Consider the following 22,533-nt stretch of genomic DNA (forward strand, 5'->3'; position numbering starts at 1 on the left):
ATTCATGGTTCGCCGATCAGGTCGACCACAGCATGAATCAAAGTTTCGTCGTGGAAGCTCCCTTTGGTCAAATAGTAATCGGCACCGGCATCGAGCCCACGGCGGCGATCCTCCTCGCGGTCCTTGTAGGAGACGATCATCACCGGCAGGTTGCGCAGGCCGGGATCGCGCTTGATCAGGGTGACGAGCTCGATGCCGTCCATGCGGGGCATGTCGACATCGGTGACGATGAGGTCGAACGCGTCGGAGCGGACCGCGTTCCAGCCGTCCATGCCGTCAACGGCGACCTCGACCTCGAAGCCGTGATGGTCGAGCAGCTTGCGCTCGAGCTCGCGTACCGTCAGCGAATCGTCGACGACGAGGACGCGCTTGCGCCGCTTCTGCCCCGTGCGCGCCACACTGCGCTCAAGCGTCCTGAGGCGCCCGCCGGAGACGAGCTTCTCCATCGAGCGGATCAGGTCCTCGACATCGAGGATCAGGACCGGCGAGCCGTCGTCCATCAGGGCGGCGGCGCTGACGTCCTTGACCTTGGCGAGACGCGGGTCGAGCGGCCGGACCACGAGCTCGCGCTCGCCGAGGAAGCGATCGACCACCAGCGCATAGAGATTGTCGCCCTCGCCGACCACGACCGTCGCCAGTTCGGTTTCGCCGGCTGCGGCTTCGCCGCGGCCGAGAATCTCGTGGGCGGTGACGAGGCCGACCTGCTGCTCGCCATGGCGGAAATGCGGGCGGCCTTCGAGCAATTCGATCCTGTCACGCGGGAGCCGCAAGGCGCGCGCGATCGCGGTCAGCGGCAGTGCATAAGGCTCGCCGTCGATCTCGACGAGGAGGGCACGGATCACCGAGAGCGTCAGCGGGAGCTGGAGCTGGAAGCGGGTGCCGATGCCGGGCTCGGACGTGACGGTCACCTGGCCGCGCACCTGCCGGACCATGGCCTGCACGGCATCGAGGCCGACGCCGCGGCCCGAGATGTCGCTGACCGTCGCCTTCATCGAGAAGCCGGGCAGGAAGAGGAATTCGAGCAGTTCCTCGTCGCTGAGGTCCCAGACGGTCTCGGTGGTCGTGAGGCCTCGCGCCAGCGTCGCCTGCCGCAGCGCTTCGAGATCGATGCCGCCGCCATCGTCCGAGACGATGATCTGGAGCAGGCCGGCATTGTGCCGGGCTTCCAGCCGCACCAGCCCCTCGGCCGGCTTACCGGTGGCGCGGCGCTGCTCTGGCATCTCGATGCCGTGATCCACGGCATTGCGCAGGAGATGGCCGAGGGGGGCGTCGAGCTGGTCGAGGATGTCGCGATCGATGCTGGTCGCGCCCCCGACGATGTCGAGGCGCACGGTCTTGCCGAGCGCCCGGCCGATGTCGCGGACATTGCGCTGGAAATGCCGCACGCCGTCCTCGAAGGGCCGCATCCGGCTGGCCAGCGTCTCGTCGTAGAGCCGGTTGGCGAGATCGGTCGCGCGCCGGTCGACCGTGTCCATCTCGTCGAGGCGCTGGGCGAGGAGCGCCTGGCCCTCGGCCAGCTTGAGCTGCGCGGCCGCCAGCGCCTGTGCGGCGCGATCGTCGGCATCGGCCGGCATCGCGGCGCGCAGGTCCTCGAAGCTCTTGGCGAGCTCGGCCTGAATGCGTCGCAATCGCAGCAAGCCGTCATTGAACGGCCGCAGCCTGCGTGCCGACATCAGCGACTCGCCGGCGAGGCCAAGCAGGCGGTTCAGGCTGTCGGCGGTGACCCTGACCATGCGCTCGCCACCCGCCACGTCCCCGGCAGGGGCAGGCGTTTCCGGGAGCGGGGAAGCCGCAGGTGCCGGCAGCTCCGTGATGGGCTCCGCGCCGACGGGGGCGGCGCTGTCGCCGGATGCCGCGGGACCGGCGGCATCCAGGTCTTCGGAAGCTCGTCGCAGGATCTGCGCGAAAGCGTCGACCCGGCGTTTCGTCTCCGGCTCCGATTCCTCCGATCCGGCGGCGATGGCGGCGAGGAGGTCGATGCCCTGCAGAAGCGTGTCGATATGGGCTCGGCTCAGCCGGATTTTTCCGTGCTGCGCGGCGACGAGACACTCTTCCATCTCATGCGCGACCTGAACCGCCGGCGAGAGGTCGATGATGCGGGCGGCGCCCTTCAAGGAATGGGCCGCGCGCATGCAGGCTTCGAGATGGACGGCGGCGGTCGGATCGCGTTCCAGCGCCAGCAGGCCGGCGGTGAAGGCCTGCGACTGCGATGCAAGCTCCGCCCGGAACAGATCGAGCATGGAGAAGTCGCTGAGGTCCTCGCCGCTCATGCGATGCTCCGGTCGATCAGGGCAAGCAGGCGCTCGGCATCGAGGCAGCCGACTGCGCGGCCGTTCCACGCGATCATCGTGGCGACGACGCTCGCCGCGGCGCGGCCGACCGTTGCGGGCACGGCAATGCGCTCATGGGCCCGGTAGGCATGGAGGCCATGGACCTCGTCGACCTCGAAGGCGACATGCCGGGTCTCCTCGCCGGTGACGACGAGGCGGGGGAAGACGGCGATCCGGTCGGTGCCGCGAGCCGAGGACATGGCGCCGATGCCCAGCAGCGCCGGGAGCGAGACGCAGATCAGCAATTCGCCGCGGACATTGACGATGCCGCGGACGGCCTCGCTGCGGCGATGGGGCAGGGAATGGACCGGGCGCGGCTCGGCGATCTCGCGGCAGATCGCCGTGGGCAGGCCGAGCCATTCGTCGCCGATGCGGAAGATCAGGACGCTATCGATCTCCTCGCCTTCCGGCGCCGTCTCGTCACGCGCCGCGAAATGCTGCGTCCACGCGTCCCGGTATCCCGCCGGCAAGGGGCGGTCGAGCAGCCTGCGGGCGATCTGTGCGTGGGTCGGGCAGTTGCGGCAATGGAGATGCTTCTCCAGCTCCGAGCAGGAGCGGTCGCCGCTGACGCCGATCTCGCGCCAGCACTCGACGATATCGTCGGTCGTCATCGGATGAGCTTCGGCGGACATCAGGTGCCGCTCCGCTTCGCCAGCCGGTCGAGCCGGTCGGCCAGGGCCTTGGCGCCGCTATGGTCGCCCAGGCGCTGCTGGAGCAGCCTGAGCTGGGCCAGCGCGCGCTGATGGTCCGGGGCGAGATAGAGTGCCTTGCGGTAGTTGCGCATCGCGTCCTCCGCCGCGTCGGCCGCGTCATGGGCGAGCCCGAGCCAGTAGAACGCGTCCGGCGACGGGCCGAATTCGGCGATATGGCGTTCGGCGGCGGCGTGGACCTCGGTCAGGCGCCCGGCATCGGCCGCGCGCTCGATCTCGGTCAGGCTGGCGTCCGCCCGATCGGGCGACGATGCGGATGGCTGGGCCGGAGCCGCCTTCTGCACGAACGGGCGTGAGGCCGGTCGCGGCGCGGCGGCCTGCGGCGCGGGGGCAGCCTTCGCCGGCGCCCGTCGCGGTTTTCGCAGCGCCGGCGGCTCGACCGTTGTCGCGCGCGCGGCTGGCGCCTTGACGAAGGCGAAGGCCCGCGGGAAGCGCACGGATGCGAAGCCGAGCAGGGGCGGGAGGCCGGATTCGGCCGGGCCGACCAGCAGCAGCCCGTCATCGGCCAGCATCTGCCTGAGGCGAGTCAGCGCCGCTCCTTGCGTCTCGCGGTCGAAATAGATCAGGAGATTCCGGCAGAAGGCGACATCATAAGCCTCCGGGCCGGTCTGCGCTGCTGCGGAGAGCACGTTGCCCAGGCGGAAGCGAACCTGCCGGCGGACGATGTCGTGCGGCTTGAAGCCACCCTCGCAGGCCTCGAAATAGCGGTCCCGAAAGGCGATATCGTCGCCGCGAAAGGAGTTCCTGCCGTAGATGGCGCGCTGGGCATGGACGAGGTTGCGGCTGCTGATGTCGATCGCATCGATCTGGAAGCTGCAATCCGGAAAGCCGGCATCGAGCAGGGCCATCGCGATGGAATAAGGCTCCTCGCCGGTCGAGCAGGGCAGGCTGAGCAGCTTCAACGGGCGATCGCCGCTACGGTGCTCGCGCAAGTGCCGGACCATCGCACCGAAGGCCTCGCGATCGCGGAAGAACCAGGTCTCCGGGACGATGACGGCATCGACCAGCTCCTGCCGCTCGGCGGGGTTTGCGGTCACGAAGGCCCAGTAGGCGTGCAGATCGGAGATGGTGCAGGCCGCCATCCGCCGCTTCAGGGCATGGCGGATGACGGAGGCGCCGACCGTCTCCATGCTCAGGCCGATGGTTTCCTTGAGCAGCTTCTCGAAATCCCTGATCTGGGCTGTCTCGTCCATCAAGGTACCGCCTGAAGCTGGCGGAACAGGATGTCGCGGATTTCCGGCGAGAGCAGGGCCTCCCCCCGCACCCACTGGATCAGCCCGCGCTCGTCGCTGGCGACCGGGCCGAGATAGGCCGGCATGCCGGCCTCCACGCCGGAGGTGATGAAGTCCGCGGGATCGCGCTCGATCGTCTCGACGGCCTGCTCGACCAGCAGGCCGAGGAGGTCGTCACGGCCAGGGCCAGACGGGTAGCGCAGCAGGATGATGCGGGTGCTCAGGCGCGCCTCGGCCGGGCGGCCGAGCGCCAGCAGCGCGAGATCGACCACCGGCACGGGCCGGCCGCGATAGCTGATCGCGCCGGCCACGCCCGCAGGCGCGCCCGGCAATTGCTTGGCCGTGAGCAGCGGCAGCACGGCCTCGACCTGCCCGGTCTCGAGCACGTAGCGATCACGCCCCAACTGGAACATCAGAAACAGCATGCGCGGTTCCGTTCCGCTCTTGTTGTCAGGCGCGCAGCTTGAAGCGCGAGATCGAGTTGCGCAGCCCGTTCGAGACCTGGTTGAGCTCGTCGATCGCGAGCGTCGACTGCTGCAGCGATTCCACGGTTTGCTGCGCGGCCTCGCTGAGCTGGGAGAGGGCCTCGCTGATCTGGCCCGCGCCCGTCGCCTGCGCCTGCATGCCCTCGTTGGCGCCCTCGAAGCGCGGCACCAGCCCTTGAACCTGCTCGATGATCTCCGAAAGCTGGCCGCCGACCTGCTGCACCTCCTGCATGCCGCGGCGGACCTCCTCGGAGAACTTGTCCATGCCCATCACGCCGGCCGCGACGGCCGACTGGATGTCCTTGACCATCTGCTCGATATCATAGGTCGAGACCGCCGTCTGGTCGGCGAGGCGGCGGATCTCGGTCGCGACCACGGCGAAGCCGCGGCCGTATTGCCCGGCCTTCTCGGCCTCGATCGCGGCGTTGAGCGAGAGCAGGTTGGTCTGGTCGGCGACCTTGGTGATGGTGGTGACGACCTGATTGATGTTGCCGGCCTTCTCGCTGAGGATCGCGAGCTTGGCGTTGATCGCGCCGGCCGCCTCCATCACCTGCCGCATCGTGCTTTCCATGCGCGCGAGCCCGGCCTGCCCGCCATTGGCGAGCGTCGCGGTCTGCTCGGCGACGGCCGAGACCTCGTCCATCGTGTGGGCGAGCTCGTTGGAGGTGGCGGAAATCTCCTTGGCCGTCGCGCCGATCTCGGTCGTGGTCGCGGCGATCTCGTTGGCCGTCGCCTGCTGCTCCTTGGAGGTGGCGGCGACCTCGGTGATCGAGGTGTTGACCTGGATGCTCGATTTCTGGATCTGGCCGATCAGCCCGGCGAGATCGTCGGCCATTCCGTTGACGCCGTCGGCCAGCGTGCTGAATTCGTCGCGCCGCTCCAGCGTCAGGCGCTCGCTGAAATCGCCGCGCCGCATCAGGTCGACGATGCCGAGCAGCTTGCCGAGCGGCATCGTGATGGCCCGGAACAGCAGCACGCCGCAGAGGATCGCCAGGACGAGCGCGATCACGAAGCAGACGATCAGCCCGAGCTCGGCGGAGCGGATGATCGAGACGATCTTGCGGGTCGAGACATCGGCCTCGCTCTTGTTGAAATCGACCATCTCGCGCAGCGTGGCGCGCATCTTGGCGGCGATCGGGTCGAGATCGCTGCGGATGGCGGCGGATTGATCGGCCGCCTGACCGTTCGCGATCGCCTGCCTGCCGGCGGCGATGATGGCATCCTCGGCCGCCGCGAACTGGTCGACGAACTGCGCGGCCAAGGTATAGTTGCGCCGGTCCGTGTCGCTATCGATCGTGCCTTCGTAGGATTTGAGCAACTCGCGCACCCGCCCCCGGTTGGCGAGGATCGCCTCGCTCGCCTGGCTCTTGGCGGCAGCATTGTCCGCCCGTGCCATGTCCCGGGAAAGCCTTGTGCTGTCCGACCAGACCACCATCAGCTGCGCGCTGTAGTACAGGCTGGGAATGGTCTTGGTCTCGACGTCGACCACCTCGCGCTCGGTTTCGAGGAACCAGAAATAGCTGGCCCCGGCCATCGCAGTCATGACCGCGAGAATGGCGGCGAAGCTGATCAGGATGCGGCGGCGTATCGTCAGGCTCTTCATCGCTCAATCCATCGTTGCGGCGCGCAACCGGCGGTAGCCGGCCGGCAGCCGCAGTGATCATGAGCCGAAGCGTGCGCAGATCATCGTTAGCGGGGAGTTATTGCATCTCCGTTGCGGAAACATATCGAATGAAGGTTGTGGAGCTTTGCGGCTGCGCCCTCAGGCGCTGCGGGCCTGGGGCAGGAAGCGCTCGGCCGCGAAGGGCGCGGGATCGCACAGGGGTTGCGCGCCCGTCATCATCTCCGCGAGCAGGCGGCCGGTCGCGGGGCCCAGCGTGAAGCCGTGGTGGGCATGGCCGAAGGCGAACCAGAGGCCGCGATGGCGTGGGGCGGCGCCGATGATCGGCAGCATGTCGGGCAGGCAGGGCCGGGCACCGCGCCAGGGCTCGGCATCGAGGCGGCGGCCCAGCGGCACGATCCGCCGCGCGATGCGCTCGGCCCGATCGAGCTGCCAGGAGTCCGAGGGTTCGTCGCGCCCGGCGAGTTCGATCCCCGTGGTCAGGCGCACGCCGCGCTGCATGGAGGTCAGCACGAAACCGGCCTGGGCGTCGCAGAGCGGATGCCGCGGTGCCGTTTCGGCAGCGCTTTCGTAATGCATGTGGTAGCCGCGCTTGAAGCCGATCGGGAAACGGTAGCCGAAGCGCTCGACAAGATCGTTCGACCAGGGGCCGAGCGCGACGACGGTTTCGGGGGCGTGCCATTCCTGGCCGTCGGCGGAGAGGCGCCATCCCCCAGCGTCCTGGTTCAGCCCTCCCGCATCCGCATGCTTCAAGACGCCGCCCCGCGCGACGAACAGCGCGGCATAGGCGCGGGTCACCGCACCGGGGTCGCTGACGGTAACAGGGTCGCGCCAATGCACGGCGCCGGAAACGCCCCCGCCGAGCAGGCCCGGCTCAAGGCGGCGCAGCGCATCCTCGTCGAGGAGGTCGTAGGTCAGGCCGTAGGCAGCAAGCTCGGCTACCCCCCGGGTCGCCGCGTCGAGCCCCTGCCGGGTGCGGTAGAGCTCGATCCAGCCTTCGCCCCGCATCAGGGCCTCGGTGCCGGCGGCCACAGTCCAGCGGCGGTGCTCATCGATGCAGCGCTCGATCAGCGGCAGGATGGAGCGGCCTAACCTGTCGAGCCGGTCCGGGGCCGAATTCCACCAGTAGCGCGCGAGCCAGGGCGCCATCCGCAGCAAGGCCGCTGGGCGATAACGCACAGCGATCGAGCGGTTCGAGGCCAAGCTGGCCAGCGTCGCGATATCGCGCGGGAAGGCATAGGGCACGACGGATGAGCGCTCGATCAGCCCGGCATTGCCGTGGCTGGTCTCGGCGCCAGGCTCGCCGCGATCGACCAGCAGCACGCGCCGGCCGCGCTCCTGCAGGTGTAGCGCCACGCTGATGCCGACGATGCCGGCACCGAGCACGATCACATCGGCCTGTTCAGTCGCGCTCGCCATCGCCCGTCGAATCCATCCCCTTCGGCCCGAGACCGGGCATAGCGGAACCGAGCCCGAATTGGACCGGTTTTGCAAGAAAATAAAAATCGTTTGACAGATTGAAAGAAAAATTTCTTCATCTCCCGCAGTCCGGGAGTGCCGATGTCGCAGACGCTTCGCCAGAGATTGCAGGCTTGCCTCGCCAACGGCTCCAGGGCCGACAAGGCGCTGGCGAGCTATATGCTGGCGCAGATGGCGAGCCTGCCCTTCGAGACGGCGGCGAGCCTGGCCGAGAAAGTCTCGCTCAGCGAGCCGACGGTGGGGCGCTTCTGCCGGACGCTCGGCTACAAGAGCCTGAAGGATCTCAAGGCCAGCCTCGGCGAGGAGATCGGCGACCGGCCCTGGCTGATCAGCGACCGCCTGCGCGATTTCCAGCAGCGCAGCCTCGCCGGCGACGACCAGTTGGCGCGCAGTCTGCAACTGGAGATCGCCGGGCTCGTGCGCATCTACGAACTGGCGCAGAGCGAGGAGTGGAAGCGCGTCGCCCGCCGGTTGGCGACGGCGTCCTCCGTCTATGTCACGGGTTTCCAGACCGAGCGCGGGCTCGCGCAATATCTCGCCAACCAGCTCCAGTACCTGCGCGACGGCGTGCATCTGGCCGATCTCGCGGCCGGGAATTTCTCGGACCTGCTGCTCTCGTCCGAGACCGAGCGCTGCCTCGTGATCTTCGAGGCGCGGCGCTATTCGCGCATGGCCAAGGTGCTGGCCGAGCAGGCGAAGGCGGCGGGCATCAGGACCACGCTCATTACCGATTCCTTCTGTGACTGGGGGCAGGGGCTCGTCGACGAGATGCTGGTCGTGTCGACCGAGTTCAACCTGTTCTGGGACTCGACCGCCCAGATGGCGAGCCTCAGCAACCTGCTGATCAACGCGGTCTTCGTCGAGCTCGGTCCGCAGGTCGAGGCGCGGCTGAACCGGATGGCAGAGCTCTACGGCCGCTTCACCGGCCATGTCGGGGACAGTTCCGGCCCGCTCGGCTGACGGCAGCCGGCGATACGACTTTCGCAACATCTCGAAACAAAAGGGGAAGCGGGATGAAGACGATGATCAAGGGGAGCCTGTTGGCGCTGGGCCTGTCGGCACTCGCCGCCTCCACGGCGCTGGCCCAGGAGGCCACGTTCGTGATGACCGCGCGCCTCGTCGGCGCGCCGACCTACAACCCGATCAAGGCGACGAAGCTCAACACCGCGACGACGCTGATCTTCGATCGCCTGGTCGTGCAGGATGCCGACCAGAGCTTCCATGGCCAGCTCGCGACCTCGTGGGAGTCGAGCCCGGACGGCATGCTCTGGACGTTCAAGCTGAAGCCCGGCGTGAAGTTCCACAATGGCGAGCCGTTCAACGCCAAGACGATCGAATGGTGGGTGCCGCAGTTCAAGGGCACCGAGAACGCCTTCACCGTCGAGGCGATCGACAAGGTCGAGGTGGTCGACGACGTGACGGTCCGCTTCCACATGAAGCATCCCGACCCGAACCTGCTGTTCAACCTCGCCAGCTCGTTCATGTGCGTGCCCGAGCCGAAATCCTACGAGGCGCTCGGCGACAAGTTCGGCGTGACAGAGGCGATCGGCACCGGCCCCTACAAGATGCAGCAGTTCACGGTCGGCCAGCAGACCGTGCTCGTCCGCAACGACGACTACAAATCGGCCTCTGACCTTTCGAAGAACCAGGGGCCGGCCAAGTTCAAGAAGCTGACCTTCCGCGAGATCGGCGAGGAATCGACCGCCTATCTCGAACTGAAGACCGGCGGCGCCGACGTGCTCGTCAATGTCCCCACCGACTTCCTGCCGCGCATCCAGGCCGACAAGGCGGTGAAGCTCGTGACTATCCCCGGCAACGAGGTGGTCTATATGCCGATCAACACCAGCGTCGAGCCGTTCACCGACATCAAGATGCGCGAGGCGACCGCCTTCGCCGTGAACCAGACCGAAATCCTGACCAGCCTCTATGGCGGCAACGGCGCGGTCGCCGACACCTTCCTGATCTCCTCGCTGAAGGAGTCGCAGGTCGATCCCAAGTACAAGATCGCCTACGATCCCGAGCGCTCCAAGAAGGTGTTCGACGCAGCCGGCTGGAAGCCCGGCCCTGACGGCATCCGCGTCAAGGACGGCAAGCGCCTCGAGGTGAAGCTCTGGGCCCAGAACGGCACCGAGTTCAAGCGCCTCGCCGAGATCGTCCAGGCGCAGCTCAAGGCGGTCGGCATGCAGGCCGATATCAGCATCGTCGACGCCGGCTCGATCAATGCGCAGTACCGCAAGAAGACCGAGCACCAGCTCGCGGTGCGCGCCTATCAGTGGACCAATGCCGATATCGTCGACTGGTTCTTCGCGGCCAAGCGCGCGGGCTACCCCAATGTCTCGATGTTCAACGATCCCGAGGCCGAGAAGCTCAACGACATCGCGATGAACAAGTCGAAGACCTGGGACGAGCGCGTCGCGAACTTCACGAAGTACCACGAATACGTGCTGTCGCAGTACCCGTTCGCGCCGATCTACCAGCCGGTGCAGAGCCTGGCCTATGGCAAGCGCGTCGTGATGCCCGAGACGATCCGCGGCATCGGCTTCTCCAGCCAGTCGATGATCGACATCGCCCCGGCGAACTGAGCCGGGACGAACTCACGCCGGAGATATCCCGTGCTGCGCTTCGCGATCCGGCGTCTCGCCATGCTGGTGCCGGTCTTCCTCGCCGTCTCGCTGGTGATCTTCATGATCATCCATCTCGTGCCGGGCGACCCGCTGGAACACCTGATCCAGGTCGGCTCCTCGCCCGAGCAGCGGGCGCAGATGATTGCGCGCTACGGCCTGGACCAGCCGCTGCTGGTCCAGTACGAGCGCTGGCTCGCCAAGGTCGTCACCGGCGATTTCGGCGACGCCATCGTGATGCGCCAGCCGGTTTCGCAGCTCATCGCCGAGAACATGCCGCATAGCCTCGCGCTCGGCGGCACGGCGCTGCTCTTCTCGACGGTGGTCGGGATCGTCACCGGCGTGCTCGCAGCCTCCTTCCGCGATAGCCTGTTCGACCGGGCGGTGATGGGCTTCATCCTGCTGGGCTCGACGCTGCCGAGCTTCTGGCTGGCGCTCCTGATGATCCTGATGTTCGCGGTGCAGTTCGAATGGTTCCCCGTCTCGGGCGCACGGACATGGGACGCGCTGGTGCTGCCGGCGCTGACCATCGGCATCGGCGGCACAGCGCTGATCGCCCGCGTCACCCGCGCCGCCATGGTCGAGATCGCGAGCCGTGATTTCGTGCGCGTGCTGCAGGCCAAGGGGGTGCCGTTCTGGCGCATCCAGCTGCGCCATATCCTGCAGCAGGCGATGCTGCCGGTGATGACCATTCTCGGCCTGCGCATCGGCTGGATTCTGGGCGGTGCGGTCACGGTCGAATACGTCTTCGCCCGGCCGGGGCTCGGCTCGCTGCTGATCACGGGGCTCGGCCAACGCGACTATCCGCTGGTGCAGGGCTGCCTGCTGATGCTGGCGATCGCGGTAATGCTCGGCACGCTGATCGGCGATCTTGCCCAGGCGGCCCTCGATCCGCGCCTGCGCGAAGCCATGGGTGCCCGATGAGCCGCTCCTCTCTCGCCGGTCGCATCCTCCGGTCGCCGCGCGGCGCCATCTGCGCGCTGTTCCTGCTCGCGCTCGTGCTCTGCGCGATCTTCGCGCCGTGGATCGCGCCCTATGATTATGCCGCGCAGAAGCTCTCCATCGCCAACACACCGCCCTCGGCGGCGCATTGGCTCGGCACCGACGAGTTCGGGCGCGATTTGCTCTCACGCATCGTCCAGGGCGCACGCACCTCGCTCAGCGTCAGCGTGCTCTCGATCGCGCTCTCGGTCCTGATGGGCGCGACGCTTGGCGCCGCCGCCGGCTATTTCGGCGGCATCTTCGACAAGGTCGTCACGGTCTTCGTCGACCTAACCTGGTCCTTTCCGGAAATCCTGCTGGCGCTGATCCTCATCGCGATCCTGGGGCCCGGGCTGCATTCGACGGCCATTGCCATTGCTATCGCCTATCTCGCGCAGTTCACCCGGCTGACGCGGGCGCAGGTGATGGCGCTGAAGGGCGAACTCTTCGTCGATGCAGCGGTGACGGCGGGGGCAAGACCCGCGCGCGTGCTGTTCATGCATCTCCTGCCCAACGCGATGACGCCGGTCATCGTCGCCGGCATGCTGGCGACGGGCGATGCGATCGTGCTCGAAGCCACGCTCGGCTTCTTCGGGCTGGGCGCACAGCCGCCGGTTCCGAGCTGGGGGGCGATGATGAGCTCCGGCACCGCGCAGATCTTCATTGCGCCCTGGATCATCATCTTTCCCGGCCTCGTCATCGCCACCGCGGTCATCGCCATCAACCTGTTCGGCGATGCGCTGATCGAGGCGCTCGATATCCGCCGCCCGCTTCGGGACGGCTGACACGACAAGAAACGCGCGAAACAGCCAGAGGAACGCCATGAGCTTCACCGTCCTGACCGCCGAGTTCTCGCATGAGAGCAACACCTTCAGCCGCTGCCCGGCCGATTACGCCGCCTTCACCGATCGCGGCATCAAGCTCGGCGACGACGCTATCGCCGCGCGGGGCGAGGCCAATACGCCGATCGCCGGCTTCCTCGATATCGGCCGCCCGGCCGGCTGGACGGTCATCCATGCGATCAGCGCCGCCGCGCAGCCCTCCGGCCCGGTGACGCGCGATGCCTTCGACCGGATTGCGGGCGTCATCGTCGAGACTGCGAAAGCCCATGCCGGCAAGATCGACGGCATGCTGCTCGGCCTGCACGGCGCGATGGTCACGGAGTTCTGCGAGGACGGGGAGGGGGAATTGCTGGAGCGGGTCCGCGCCGTGCTGGGACCGGACGTGCCGATCGGCATCACGCTCGATCCCCATGCCAACGTCACCCGCAAGATGACCGAGCTCGCCAATATCGTCGTGTCCTACAAGACCTATCCGCATGTCGACATGCGCGAGACCGGCAAGCTCGCGGCCGGCATCCTGCAGCGGACGATGAAGGGCGAGATCAGGCCGGTGACGCTGCGGGCCGAGCGGCCGATGCTGGAGGAGGTCAATGGCGGGCGCACCGATATCGGCCCGATGGTCGAACGCATCGCCAAGGCCAAGGCCTATGAGACGGAAGCGGGCGTCTTCGCGGTCAGCGTCAATGGCGGCTTCGGTAATGCAGATATCCGTGAGGTCGGCCCGACCGTGCTCGTCACCTGCGAGGGCGAGCGCGAGAAACACCAGGCCTTCGCGGAGGCGCTGGTCGAGGACATGTGGCAACGCCGCTTCGACGTGGTGACGCCCTTCCTCTCGGTCGAGGATGCGGTCGCGGAAGCGAAATCCTATGTCGCGACGAAGGGGCCGCTGATCATCGCGGATTATGCCGACAATCCCGGTGGTGGCGGTTATGGCGACGCGACCGGCCTGCTCAAGGGCATGATCGCCGCCGATCTTGGGGATGCCTGCTTCGGGCCGATGGTCGATCCGGAGGTCGCGGCCGAATTGCGCAAGGGCCAACCGGGCGCGACGGTTTCGGTCCGGCTCGGCGGCAAGGTCGATCCGGAGATCGGCGGCGGGCCGCTCGACCTCACCGGTATTCTCGTCCGCGTCAGCGATGGCGATTATGTCGGCGACGGCCCGATGATGGGCGGGTTGAGCGCGAGCTGGGGACCTTGTGCCGTGCTGCGCGTCGGCGATATCGATATCCTCGTCACCACGATCCGCGCGCAGATGAACGATCTCCAGCAGTTCCGCGCCTTCGGCATCGATCCGGCGGCCAAGCGCGTCGTGGGGCTGAAGTCGATGCAGCATTTCCGCGCCGCCTTCGAGCCGATCGCCGGCAAGGTCATCGTCTGCGACAGCGGAGCGCTCTGCACGCCGGATCTCAGCAAGCTGCCCTATCGCCGCGTGCGGCGGCCGCTCTATCCGCTCGACAAGGTGGCGTGAGCCCGAAACGCGGGTGTCCCGTTCGGGGCGCCCGCCGCCGGTCCATGCGGCCAGCGCAATGCCGTGACGCCGGCTGATGAAATTGTGCGCGTGGCGATGATCGTCTAGAGCCTTCGGCCGCGTCACGAGGCAGGAATCGGCCTGCCGGAGACGCTGCGGAACCTGCCAGATGACCGCCAGCGCGCCGACCGCCTCCCTGCCGCAACGCGCCATGATGCCGGTGCTGATCGCGCTGAGCTTCACGCATCTGCTCAACGACATGATCCAGTCGCTGATCCCGGCGATCTATCCGATCATCAAGGACTCCTACCGGCTCGATTTCGGCCAGATCGGCCTGATCACGCTGACCTTCCAGGTTTCGGCCTCGCTGCTCCAGCCGGCGGTCGGGCTCTATACCGACAAGCATCCGATGCCCTATTCGATGGTGGTCGGCATGGGCTTCACCCTCGCCGGCCTGATCGGGCTCGCCTATGCCGGCAGCTACGGCTTCCTGCTGCTCTCGGCGGCCTGCGTCGGCATCGGCTCCTCGATCTTCCATCCGGAAGCGACGCGCATGGCGCGTAACGCTTCGGGCGGCCAGCACGGCCTGGCGCAAGGCATCTTCCAGGTCGGCGGGCAGACCGGCGGGGCACTCGGGCCGCTGCTCGCCGCCTTCGTCATCGTGCCGCGCGGGCAGGGGAGCCTCGCCTGGTTCTCGGTCGCGGCGCTGGTCGCGATGATGCTGATGGTCTGGACGGCGGCGAGCTATGCCCGGCTCGACAGGGCAAGGCCTCCGAAAGCCGCGGCTGCGAGCGCAGCGCCCGCCCGTCCCGGCAAGCGCTCGGTCGCCTTCGCGATTTCGATCCTGATCATCCTGCTGTTCTCGAAGAACGCCTATTCGGCGAGCTTCTCCTCGTTCTACACCTTCTACCTGATGGGCAAGTTCGGCATCTCGATCCAGAACTCGCAGGTGATGCTGTTCCTGTTCCTCGCCTCCTCGGCGGCGGGCGCGCTGGCCGGCGGCATGCTGGGCGACCGGATCGGCCGCAACAAGATCATCTGGTTCTCGATCCTGGGCGCGCTGCCGTTCACGCTGATCCTGCCCTATGCCGACCTGTTCTGGACCGGCGTGCTGACGATCGTGATCAACCTGATCATGTCGAGCGCGTTTGCGGCGATCCTGATCTACGCGCTGGAGCTGCTGCCCGGCCGCGTCGGGCTGGTCGGCGGCTTCTTCTACGGGCTGTCGTTCGGGCTCGGCGGGCTTGCCGCCGCGCTGCTCGGCGAGTTCGCCGACCATCTCGGCATCGAGATGGTCTACAAGATCTGCTCTTTCATCCCGCTGATGGGCCTGCTCGCCTGGTTCCTGCCGCGATTGAGCGAGGGCACGAAGGGCGCCAAGGTCGGCCACTAGCGCATAGCGCCGTCATGCTCGGGCTTGACCCGAGCATCTCTGGACGATGAGCGCCTTATCCTGCGCGAGATTCTCGGGTCGAAGCGTCGCTTCGCCCGAGAATGACGCGTATTGTCAGAGCGCCAGCTTGCCGGCCTTGGCGGCGGCGTAGCGCTCGTTGACCTTCTTCCAGTCGACCACGTTCCACCAGCCCTTGAGGTAGTCGGCGCGGCGGTTCTGGTATTTCAGGTAATAGGCGTGCTCCCAGACGTCGTTGCCGAGCAGGACCATCTGCTTGTCCATGATCGGGCTGTCCTGGTTCGGCTTGCCGAGCAGGGCGAGCTTGCCGGCCTTGTCGACGGTGACGAAGACCCAGCCCGAGCCGAAGACGCGCAGGCCCGCCGCCTCGAAATCGGCCTTGAACTTGTCGAAGCCGCCGAGATCGCGCGTGATCGCCTCGGCGACCTCGCCGGTCGGCGCGCCGCCGGCGCCCGGACCCATCACTTCCCAGAACATGCTGTGGTTGGCATGGCCGCCACCATTGTTGCGGATGACGGTCCGGATGCTCTCCGGCACCTGGTTGAGATCGGCGATCAGCTCCCCGACCGAGGCCTTGGCGATGACGCCATTGTCCTTGGCGGCGTTGTTCAGCGCCGCGACATAGGCCGCGTGGTGGCGGTTGTAATGGATGTCCATCGTGGCCGCGTCGATATGCGGCTCCAGCGCATTGGCCTCATAGGCACGCTTGGGCAGCGCGAACGGCGCGGCCGGCGCGGCGGGCGCAGCCGCCTGGGCCCAGACCTTCGGCGCGGCGGCGATGGCGAGCGTGGCAGCACCGAGGCCGATCAGGCCGCGGCGGGAGAGGGCGGAAACTGCGGTCATGACGATCCTCCTGAAAGCATTCGGGCGGCGCGCGACGCGGGAACGGTCGGGCCAGGGCGTCTTGGTTTCTTCCTGCTCAACGCGCGATGCCCGTCACGGGTCCGCTGTCGATCAAGGAGCTGTAGCACGAGAATGCGGCGGGTTGACCCAGGGGCAGCCATGCGATCATGCCGGGCGCAGCGATCTGGTTAAGTCGCCGGAAACAGCTCTTAACCTGCGATTTACCGCGTTTCTCTACGGTTCTGGAAGAAATCTTCCCGGGTTGAAGGGGCGTCCCGCCATGCATGCACTGGCTCGCAAGCTCGATCTGCCCGTTCGTGCTGTGCTGCCAGGCCCCGATGGCGAGCCGGCAGGGGCCGGCGCCGAGCGCGCGGTGCGCGAAATCGCCGCCCGCTTCGGCAAGCTCAGCGCCGAGATCACCGATATCGCCGGGCGTGTCGGCGACGTGACGCAGCAATTCGACAAGCAGACGGCGGGCCTGCGCCGGGTGGTCGGCGCCGTCGAGCAGGTCTCGCAGGCCAATAACGCGATCCGGCAGGCGGCCGAGGGCGCGCAGGCGGCCGCTTCCGGTGTCCGCAACGGGTTGGAACGCGTGACGAAATCGGTCCGGCTCGGACTCAATGCCGCGCAGGCCGATATCGAGACCCTGTCCCAGGAAGCGCAATCGATGTCGCAGGCGCTGGCGCAGGCCGTCGGCGACGCGCACAAGGCGCGGGCGTCCAGCGATGCGATCCAGTCGATCACACGCGAGATCCAGCTCCTGTCGATCAATGCCGGCGTCGAGGCGGCGCGCAGCGGCGAGGCCGGCAAGGGTTTCGCGGTCATTGCTGCTGCCGTGAAGGCCCTGGCGGAGCAGACCCGCGAGGCGACGGCGGCCAGCGCCGCCCAGCTCGACCTGCTGGTCAAGGCGGTCGATGCCGTCGCCCGCCGCAGCCAGGAGAATGCGCAGACCGCGCAGCGCGCGCAGGTGGGCAGCCAGACCATCTCGCAGCAGATCGGGGAGTTCGACAGCTTCGGCCGTTCGGTGGTCGGGCTGATCGGCGAGATCGAGGCGGTGTCACGTCCCACGCGCGAGAATGCGGAGGCTTGCGCCAAGGCGGGGCAGGACCTCGCGGCGCTGGTCAGCGGAGTCGACGCTTCCACCGACAATCTCCAGCAGGCGGGGCAGCGCACCGAGGCGCTGGTGGCTATCAGCGAAGGCATCCTCGGCTCGATCGCGGCGTCGGGCGTGCGCACTGCGCAGTCGGAGCTGATCGCGACGGCCATGGAGACCGCCGGCCGGATCGGTGAGTTGTTCGAGGCGGCGCTGGCGCGTGGGGAGATCGGGCTAGCGGACCTGTTCGACGAGGCCTACCAGCCGGTGCGGGGCTCGGACCCCGTCCAGCACATGACGCGCTTCGTCGCGCTGACCGACCGGCTGCTGCCGCCGTTGCAGGAGGAATTGCTGACCTCGAACGGGCGGATCGTGTTCTGCGCGGCCGTCGACCGCAACGGCTTCCTGCCGACGCATAACCGCAAGTATGCGCAAGCCCAGGGCAACGATCCGGTCTGGAACAATGCGAATTGCCGCAACCGGCGCATCTTCGACGACCGGACCGGGCTTGCCGCCGCGCGCAACCGCAAGCCGTTCCTGCTGCAGAGCTACCGGCGTGACATGGGCGGCGGGCAGTTCCTGGTGATGGAGGACCTGTCGGCGCCGATCATGGTCAAGGGCCGGCACTGGGGCGCTTTCCGCTTCGGGCTCAAGGTCTAGTCGTCTGCCGTGCGTAACCTGTCGAGTTGAGTGAGCGAGTTCCCGAGCCAGCGCCATGCATATAGCGCCTTCCTTCCCCAACCTGTCGGTGCTGCTCATCGATCCGAGCCCGCATTACCGCCGGATCGTGCGCACGATGCTGTATCAGGCGCAGCTCAACCGCATCTTCGAGGCGTCGGACCTGTCCTCGGCAGCCTCGACCTTCATCCAGAAGCAGCCGAACATCGTCATCCTCGACTGGGACATGCCGGAGGGGAACAGCATCAAATGCCTGGCGGCGATCCGCTCCTTCAAGACCTCGCCCTTCGCGAAGGCCCCGGTGCTGGTGATGATGGAGCGGCCGGACCGGCGCTCGGTCGTCCAGGCGGCGAAGCTTGGCGCGCATGAGATCGTCACCAAGCCGATCTCGCCGAACAATCTCTGGCTCCATCTCTCGGGCGTCATCAACATGCCCCGGAAATACAGGGAAGCCGAGGGCAAGATCACGCTGGTGCCGCGCGCGATCAGCAACGCCATCTTCTGATCCTTGTCCGGAGGTTCCCCGAACGGAACGCGAGGGCCTTGTTCGATTCCGGCCGACAGCGCGGCGTCCTTGCGCGCTCGCTCGGGCTCGTCACATCGCCGCCATGGCCAGCGACAACCCAAGGTAGGCCGCCCTTGCCGCGAAAATGCCAAGAGTATTGATGCGGCTGAACATATTTAGCGAAGTTTTTACCAGTTTGCCGTGATGCTCCAGGCGCAATCCTGGGTCGCCCTTCATGGTCATCACCGTCTCGCTTCCCCCTTTCCTCGGCAGGTCCGAGGCCGCGACGTTCCGCAACCAGCTTCTGGTGGCGCTGGAACAGCGGGAAAGCATCGCCGTCGAGTGCGCCGAGGCCGGGCCGCTGCCCAGCCTCTGGATCCAGCTTCTTCATTCCGCAGCCACCAGCGCCGCCGCGCGGGGGCTTTCGGTCACGCTCAAGGCGGCTTCCGAGGAATGCCGCGAATCCTTGCGGGCGATCGGCTTCGATGCCGCTCACAGCGCTCTCGTTCTGGAGTGATCAGGTATGAAAATCCTGGCGATCGACGATACCAAGACCTTGCTCAGCCTGCTCAGCCTGACGCTCCGCAATGCCGGCCATGAAGTGGCGGAGGCCGAGAACGGCGAGGACGGCCTCAACAAGTTCGACCAGTTCCGCCCCGACCTGGTGATCACCGATCTCAATATGCCGATCATGGACGGCATCGAGTTCACGCGCGCCTGCCGCTCGCGCCCGGCCGGTCAGAACACGCCGATCATCGTGCTGACCACGGAGAACGGCGCCGAGATCAAGGCCGAGGGCCGCCGTGCCGGCGCCAGCGCCTGGATGGTCAAGCCCTTCGAACCCAACACGCTGCTCGGCCTCGTCGCGCGCTATCAGAACTGAAGGTCGGCCGATGGATCCGTTGGCAGAACTCAAGCAGACCTTCTTCCAGGAATGCGAAGAACTCCTCGGCGCGCTGGAGCTGAAGCTCCAGGCTCTCGACGAGGGTTCCACCGATCCTGAGGACGTCAATGCCGCCTTCCGTGCCATCCACTCGATCAAGGGTGGCGCCGGTGCCTTCGGCTGCACGGAGCTGGTCGGCTTCGCGCATGTCTTCGAGGCTTCGCTCGATCATCTGAGGTCCGGCCGCGTCGCCGTCGAGGACGCGCCGTTCACGCTGTTCCTGCGCTGCGCCGATGCCGTTGCCGACCTGGTTTCGGCCGCGCGCAACGACGAGCCGGCCACCGAGCGCCCCGACCTCCTGGCTGCGCTCGAGCAGGTCGGCAAGGAGCCGCAGGCCCCGGTCGCCGCGCCGCCGCCGGCTCCCGTCGCGCCCGCTCCGGCACCGGCCGTTCCCGCCGCCAACAACGATGCGCCCATCGGCATCGCCGCGCTCGGCAACCTGCTCGCCATGGTCGAGGCCAAGACGGCGGCTCCCGCGCCGGCCGCCGCGTCCGACGACGGCTGGGACGACGAGCCCGCCGCCTCCCCTGCGCCCGCCGCCGGCAAGCCGGGCCGCAACGTGCACCTGCGCATCATGCCGGAGCCGGATCTGTTCCGCCGCGTGATCGAGCCGCGCGTCGTGCTGGGCTCCCTGCCGGCCGACGACATCATCTCGATCCGCTGCGACCTGAGCCAGGTGCCGCCGCTCGAAAGCATCGACGTCAGCGATTGCTGGATGCGCTTCGACGTGGACCTGCGCACCGAACTTTCGGTCGAGGACCTGCACGGCCGCTTCGATTTCAGCCTCGCCAACGAGGAATTCGAGATCAGCTTCCCCGAGCCGGAAGCCGTGATCGAAGTTCCGCAGGCCGTGGAAGCGCCCGCTGCCGAGCCGGAAGTCTCCAGTGCGGTTGCCGCCGACCTGTCCGCGATCCTCGCCAAGCTCGGTGCGGCGCCAGAAGCAGCCAGCGAGCCCGATATCCAGCCTGCGCCGGCCCCGGTTGCGGTCGCCGCTCCGGTTGTCGCAGCCGAGCCGGCCGTTGCTCGCGCCGCGCCGCGTGCCCCGGCTGCGCCCGACAATTCGGGGCGCCAGCGCCAGGCGGTCAGCGTCCGCGTCGATCTCGATCGCATCGACAAGCTGATGAACCTCGTCGGCGAGATCGTCATCACCCAGTCGATGCTGGTCGAATGCGTGCGCTCGCTGCCCTATGACGTCCATGCCAAGACTGCCGAGGGCATGCTGACGCTATCGCGCCAGACCCGCGAGTTGCAGGACCACGTCATGGCGGTCCGTGCGCAGCCGGTGAAGGCCGTGTTCCAGCGCATGCCGCGCCTGGTGCGCGAGCTCGCCCAGACGCTGGGCAAGGAAGTGCGCCTGGTGCTCGAAGGCGAGAACACCGAGGTCGACAAGACCATCATCGAGGAACTCGCCGATCCGCTGACCCATATGATCCGCAACTCGATGGATCACGGGCTGGAGACGCCAGACGAGCGCGTCGCCGCGGGCAAGCCGCGCGAGGGCACGATCAAGCTGATCGCCGAGCATCGCGCCGGCCGCATCGTCATCTCCGTCACCGATGACGGGCGCGGCATCGGCCGCGACCGCCTGCTGGCCAAGGCCCGCTCGCGCGGCCTCGTCGGCGCCGACGAGCGCTTGCAGCCGGAGGAGATCGACCAGCTCATCTTCGCCGCCGGCCTGTCGACGGCCGAGGTCATCAGCGACGTGTCGGGCCGCGGCGTCGGCATGGACGTCGTGCGCCGCAACGTCGAGTCGCTCGGCGGGCGCATCAGCGTCGATTCCGAGCCGGGCCGGGGCTGCAAGTTCACGCTCGCCCTGCCGCTGACGCTCGCCGTGCTGGAGGGCATGGTGATCCGCTGCGGCGACGACCGCTACGTCATCCCGATCGCCTCGGTGATCGAGACGCAGCATCTGGCCTCGACGCCGATCGAGCGCCTGCCCTTCGGCCAGGAAGTCCTACGCTGGCGCGGCGAAGTCACCCCGCTATACCGGCTGGGCGACGTGATGGGGTCGATGGGCCAGACCCATGAGAACATCGTCATCATCGCCGAGACCGAGCGCGGCAACAATGTCGGCATCGCCGTCGACGAGATCGTCGGGCAGCAGCAGGTCGTCGTGAAGAGCCTCGAGGCGAATTACGGCGCGGTCAACGGCGCCTCGGCTGCGACGATCCTCGGCGACGGCCTCGTCGCCCTGATCCTGGATATCGACTCGATGCTGCGGCTTGCCGCGACCGGCAACCGTCCCCCTCAATCTGACCTCAAGATGGCTGGATGACCATGACCCTCCAACTCGGCGAAAAGCACTTCTCGTCGGCGCAGCCTGAATCGGCTGCGCGCCGGATCGTGACCTTCAAGGTCGGCGATCGCACCTTCGGCATCGATGTCGGCATGGTCCGCGAGATCAAGGGCTGGCAGGCGACAACGCCGCTGCCCCATGCGGCCCCGCATGTGCGCGGCGTGCTCAACCTGCGCGGCGTCATCCTGGCCGTCTACGACCTGCGCACCGCGATCGGGCTCGGCGCCACCGAGGCGACGGCGACTCATGTCATCGTCGTCGTGGATGTCGAGGACAAGACCGCCGGCCTGCTGGTCGACTCGGTCTCGGACATCGTCGACGTGCCGGTTTCCGCGGTTCGCCCGGCTCCCGACCTGGAGCGCGACGAGCACGGCCTGATCGAGGGCCTCGTCCTGCTCGACACCGATATCGTCGCGCTGCTCGACCTCGCGGCCGTGATCCGCGACGGCGGCGCCGAGGCCCAGATCAAGACCAGCCGGGCCGCCTGACCTTTTAGAGACCAGCCCGAGCGTAGCGTTCAACAAGCGGGCGAGAACAAGAAACGATCGAACCTTATGGGCAGCGCGCTCGGCCCCTTCTCACGTCTCTCGGTCAGCCAGCCGCTGCTCGCCGCCGGTTCGGCGGCGCTCGCCGGCAGCCTGGCATCCTATGCCGCCGTCGCCGGAGCGCCCGCCATGGGCGCCGCTGCCGTAACGGCCGTTGCGCTCTTGGGCGGTCTTGCCGCCTGGGGTACCACCCGCCCGCTCGCGCGCGGCGCCGCGGCTGCGGCCCGCCTGGCCGAGAGCGGCGAGATCGCGCTGTCCGACATGTCCGGATCGGGCGAGGGGGCTGACCTGTCGCGCGCGCTCGCGTCGATCCAGGAGCAGACCCAGGAAGCCGAAAGGCTGCGCGCCGCGCTCGATCACGGCCGCGCCAGCGTCATGCTCTGCGATCCCGCCGGGCGCGTCGTCTATGTCAGCAAGGCGCTGCTGCGCTTCTTCGGCGAGGCGCAGGAG

General features: G+C 67.6%; 21 protein-coding genes. 13 read left to right on the forward strand and 8 right to left on the reverse strand.

Annotated elements, in window-relative coordinates:
- Positions 1-2: 2 nt before the first annotated feature.
- The 6 genes from JHD80_RS09465 to JHD80_RS09490 form a co-directional block, all read right to left on the reverse strand.
- Positions 3-2,270, reverse strand: a complete 2,268-nt coding sequence (locus tag JHD80_RS09465) for a hybrid sensor histidine kinase/response regulator (protein ID WP_199086409.1) — start codon at positions 2,268-2,270, stop codon at positions 3-5.
- On the reverse strand, positions 2,267-2,962 hold the full coding sequence (locus tag JHD80_RS09470) for a chemotaxis protein CheW (RefSeq protein ID WP_199086411.1): 696 nt from the start codon (positions 2,960-2,962) through the stop codon (positions 2,267-2,269). The genes JHD80_RS09465 and JHD80_RS09470 overlap by 4 nt, the downstream gene beginning before the upstream one ends.
- Positions 2,962-4,233, reverse strand: a complete 1,272-nt coding sequence (locus JHD80_RS09475) for a CheR family methyltransferase (RefSeq protein WP_199086413.1) — start codon at positions 4,231-4,233, stop codon at positions 2,962-2,964. Before JHD80_RS09475 ends, JHD80_RS09470 begins: the two co-directional genes overlap by 1 nt.
- A complete protein-coding gene (locus JHD80_RS09480) occupies positions 4,233-4,697 on the reverse strand; it encodes a chemotaxis protein CheW (RefSeq protein ID WP_199086415.1) in 465 nt (154 codons plus the stop codon). Before JHD80_RS09480 ends, JHD80_RS09475 begins: the two co-directional genes overlap by 1 nt.
- 25 nt (positions 4,698-4,722) lie before the next feature.
- A complete protein-coding gene (locus JHD80_RS09485; protein ID WP_199086417.1) occupies positions 4,723-6,360 on the reverse strand; it encodes a methyl-accepting chemotaxis protein in 1,638 nt (545 codons plus the stop codon).
- A 159-nt stretch (positions 6,361-6,519) separates the two neighbouring features.
- Complete coding sequence (locus tag JHD80_RS09490; protein WP_199086419.1) at positions 6,520-7,797, reverse strand: NAD(P)/FAD-dependent oxidoreductase; 1,278 nt, start codon at positions 7,795-7,797, stop codon at positions 6,520-6,522.
- Positions 7,798-7,938: 141 nt separating this feature from the next.
- On the opposite strand from JHD80_RS09490, the gene JHD80_RS09495 reads away from it, so the two are divergent.
- The 6 genes from JHD80_RS09495 to JHD80_RS09520 all read left to right on the forward strand — a co-directional run bounded on the left by JHD80_RS09495 (position 7,939) and on the right by JHD80_RS09520 (position 15,162).
- Positions 7,939-8,817 carry a MurR/RpiR family transcriptional regulator gene (locus JHD80_RS09495; protein WP_199086421.1) on the forward strand — a complete coding sequence of 293 codons (879 nt, stop codon included), beginning with the start codon at positions 7,939-7,941 and terminating at the stop codon, positions 8,815-8,817.
- A gap of 62 nt (positions 8,818-8,879) precedes the next feature.
- Complete coding sequence (locus tag JHD80_RS09500) at positions 8,880-10,439, forward strand: ABC transporter substrate-binding protein (protein WP_199086423.1); 1,560 nt, start codon at positions 8,880-8,882, stop codon at positions 10,437-10,439.
- A gap of 30 nt (positions 10,440-10,469) precedes the next feature.
- On the forward strand, positions 10,470-11,402 hold the full coding sequence (locus JHD80_RS09505; protein ID WP_199086425.1) for an ABC transporter permease subunit: 933 nt from the start codon (positions 10,470-10,472) through the stop codon (positions 11,400-11,402).
- A complete protein-coding gene (locus JHD80_RS09510) occupies positions 11,399-12,244 on the forward strand; it encodes an ABC transporter permease (protein WP_199086427.1) in 846 nt (281 codons plus the stop codon). Before JHD80_RS09505 ends, JHD80_RS09510 begins: the two co-directional genes overlap by 4 nt.
- Positions 12,245-12,281: 37 nt before the next feature.
- On the forward strand, positions 12,282-13,769 hold the full coding sequence (locus JHD80_RS09515; protein WP_199086429.1) for a M81 family metallopeptidase: 1,488 nt from the start codon (positions 12,282-12,284) through the stop codon (positions 13,767-13,769).
- Between the two features lie 169 nt (positions 13,770-13,938).
- Positions 13,939-15,162: an MFS transporter gene (locus JHD80_RS09520; RefSeq protein ID WP_199086431.1), complete on the forward strand. Its 1,224-nt coding sequence runs from the start codon at positions 13,939-13,941 to the stop codon at positions 15,160-15,162.
- Positions 15,163-15,276: 114 nt separating this feature from the next.
- Here the strand turns inward: JHD80_RS09520 and JHD80_RS09525 are convergent, their stop codons facing one another.
- Entirely contained in the window at positions 15,277-16,023 is a 747-nt protein-coding gene (locus JHD80_RS09525) for a superoxide dismutase (RefSeq protein WP_199086433.1), read from the reverse strand.
- Between the two features lie 280 nt (positions 16,024-16,303).
- Between JHD80_RS09525 and JHD80_RS09530 the strand changes: the two genes are divergently transcribed.
- A complete protein-coding gene (locus JHD80_RS09530) occupies positions 16,304-17,776 on the forward strand; it encodes a methyl-accepting chemotaxis protein (protein ID WP_199086435.1) in 1,473 nt (490 codons plus the stop codon).
- Between the two features lie 55 nt (positions 17,777-17,831).
- Positions 17,832-18,299, forward strand: coding sequence for a response regulator (locus JHD80_RS09535; RefSeq protein ID WP_199086437.1), 468 nt, complete (start codon positions 17,832-17,834; stop codon positions 18,297-18,299).
- A gap of 90 nt (positions 18,300-18,389) precedes the next feature.
- Here JHD80_RS09535 and JHD80_RS09540 read toward each other — a convergent pair whose 3' ends face one another.
- Positions 18,390-18,542 carry a hypothetical protein gene (locus JHD80_RS09540; RefSeq protein WP_199086440.1) on the reverse strand — a complete coding sequence of 51 codons (153 nt, stop codon included), beginning with the start codon at positions 18,540-18,542 and terminating at the stop codon, positions 18,390-18,392.
- Here JHD80_RS09540 and JHD80_RS09545 point away from each other — a divergent pair.
- From JHD80_RS09545 to JHD80_RS09565, 5 genes are all read left to right on the forward strand, one after another.
- Positions 18,535-18,816 carry an STAS domain-containing protein gene (locus JHD80_RS09545; RefSeq protein WP_199086442.1) on the forward strand — a complete coding sequence of 94 codons (282 nt, stop codon included), beginning with the start codon at positions 18,535-18,537 and terminating at the stop codon, positions 18,814-18,816. The genes JHD80_RS09540 and JHD80_RS09545 overlap by 8 nt on opposite strands.
- 6 nt (positions 18,817-18,822) lie before the next feature.
- Complete coding sequence (locus JHD80_RS09550) at positions 18,823-19,182, forward strand: response regulator (protein WP_047578672.1); 360 nt, start codon at positions 18,823-18,825, stop codon at positions 19,180-19,182.
- A gap of 10 nt (positions 19,183-19,192) precedes the next feature.
- A complete protein-coding gene (locus tag JHD80_RS09555) occupies positions 19,193-21,517 on the forward strand; it encodes a chemotaxis protein CheA (RefSeq protein ID WP_199086444.1) in 2,325 nt (774 codons plus the stop codon).
- Positions 21,514-22,026, forward strand: coding sequence for a chemotaxis protein CheW (locus JHD80_RS09560; protein ID WP_199086446.1), 513 nt, complete (start codon positions 21,514-21,516; stop codon positions 22,024-22,026). Before JHD80_RS09555 ends, JHD80_RS09560 begins: the two co-directional genes overlap by 4 nt.
- Before the next feature lie 66 nt (positions 22,027-22,092).
- The coding region (locus JHD80_RS09565) for a PAS domain-containing protein (protein ID WP_199086448.1) at positions 22,093-22,533 on the forward strand (441 nt) is incomplete at its 3' end.

Source organism: Allobosea sp. ASV33, from assembly GCF_016428755.1.
Classification (GTDB): Bacteria; Pseudomonadota; Alphaproteobacteria; order Rhizobiales; family Beijerinckiaceae; genus Allobosea.

Excerpts from the sequence above, each read along its gene's own strand:
- JHD80_RS09535 (WP_199086437.1), top strand. The coding sequence starts at position 17,832 with ATGCATATAGCGCCTTCCTTCCCCAACCTGTCGGTGCTGCTCATCGAT.
- JHD80_RS09555 (WP_199086444.1), top strand. The coding sequence starts at position 19,193 with ATGGATCCGTTGGCAGAACTCAAGCAGACCTTCTTCCAGGAATGCGAA.
- JHD80_RS09560 (WP_199086446.1), top strand. The coding sequence starts at position 21,514 with ATGACCATGACCCTCCAACTCGGCGAAAAGCACTTCTCGTCGGCGCAG.
- JHD80_RS09515 (WP_199086429.1), top strand. The coding sequence starts at position 12,282 with ATGAGCTTCACCGTCCTGACCGCCGAGTTCTCGCATGAGAGCAACACC.
- JHD80_RS09495 (WP_199086421.1), top strand. The coding sequence starts at position 7,939 with ATGTCGCAGACGCTTCGCCAGAGATTGCAGGCTTGCCTCGCCAACGGC.
- JHD80_RS09530 (WP_199086435.1), top strand. The coding sequence starts at position 16,304 with ATGCATGCACTGGCTCGCAAGCTCGATCTGCCCGTTCGTGCTGTGCTG.
- JHD80_RS09480 (WP_199086415.1), bottom strand. The coding sequence starts at position 4,697 with ATGCTGTTTCTGATGTTCCAGTTGGGGCGTGATCGCTACGTGCTCGAG.
- JHD80_RS09510 (WP_199086427.1), top strand. The coding sequence starts at position 11,399 with ATGAGCCGCTCCTCTCTCGCCGGTCGCATCCTCCGGTCGCCGCGCGGC.
- JHD80_RS09545 (WP_199086442.1), top strand. The coding sequence starts at position 18,535 with ATGGTCATCACCGTCTCGCTTCCCCCTTTCCTCGGCAGGTCCGAGGCC.
- JHD80_RS09540 (WP_199086440.1), bottom strand. The coding sequence starts at position 18,542 with ATGACCATGAAGGGCGACCCAGGATTGCGCCTGGAGCATCACGGCAAA.
- JHD80_RS09550 (WP_047578672.1), top strand. The coding sequence starts at position 18,823 with ATGAAAATCCTGGCGATCGACGATACCAAGACCTTGCTCAGCCTGCTC.
- JHD80_RS09485 (WP_199086417.1), bottom strand. The coding sequence starts at position 6,360 with ATGAAGAGCCTGACGATACGCCGCCGCATCCTGATCAGCTTCGCCGCC.
- JHD80_RS09465 (WP_199086409.1), bottom strand. The coding sequence starts at position 2,270 with ATGAGCGGCGAGGACCTCAGCGACTTCTCCATGCTCGATCTGTTCCGG.
- JHD80_RS09470 (WP_199086411.1), bottom strand. The coding sequence starts at position 2,962 with ATGTCCGCCGAAGCTCATCCGATGACGACCGACGATATCGTCGAGTGC.
- JHD80_RS09475 (WP_199086413.1), bottom strand. The coding sequence starts at position 4,233 with ATGGACGAGACAGCCCAGATCAGGGATTTCGAGAAGCTGCTCAAGGAA.
- JHD80_RS09520 (WP_199086431.1), top strand. The coding sequence starts at position 13,939 with ATGACCGCCAGCGCGCCGACCGCCTCCCTGCCGCAACGCGCCATGATG.
- JHD80_RS09490 (WP_199086419.1), bottom strand. The coding sequence starts at position 7,797 with ATGGCGAGCGCGACTGAACAGGCCGATGTGATCGTGCTCGGTGCCGGC.
- JHD80_RS09525 (WP_199086433.1), bottom strand. The coding sequence starts at position 16,023 with ATGACCGCAGTTTCCGCCCTCTCCCGCCGCGGCCTGATCGGCCTCGGT.
- JHD80_RS09500 (WP_199086423.1), top strand. The coding sequence starts at position 8,880 with ATGATCAAGGGGAGCCTGTTGGCGCTGGGCCTGTCGGCACTCGCCGCC.